Raw genomic sequence first — 285 nt, forward strand, 5'->3', positions numbered from 1 at the left:
GCCTTGAACGGGTTCGCCATCGCCTTCGCCACGTCGGCGTAGAGCGAGTTCCACTTGATCTCGCCTTCGAGCTTGTCCAGGCCGCCCGGCAGCTCGACCTTGCCGATCATGCCGAGCGCCTTGTGCTCGGCCATGATCGCCTGGATGTCCGGCAGCTTGATTTCCTCAGCCTTGCCGAGCATGGAATTGTTGCTCAGATACACGTTGGCGTTCGTGATCCGGTTGATTTGGACGCCACCCGCCATAATCAGTTACCTCCCTTCAGGGTGAGCAAGTACTCCGAGG

Annotated in this window: 1 protein-coding gene; it reads right to left on the reverse strand. The window is 59.6% G+C overall.

Translation table 11 applies throughout. The annotated features are described in order from the left end of the window. Positions 1–245 (reverse strand): phage major tail tube protein (locus tag AAEY78_RS12645; protein WP_352339681.1); only part of this gene is annotated, 245 nt, incomplete at its 3' end. Between the last annotated feature and the right edge of the window lie 40 nt (positions 246–285).

Origin of the sequence: Psychrobacter sp. 16-MNA-CIBAN-0192 (genome assembly GCF_040309565.1) — a bacterium.
GTDB lineage: Bacteria > Pseudomonadota > Gammaproteobacteria > Pseudomonadales > Moraxellaceae > Psychrobacter.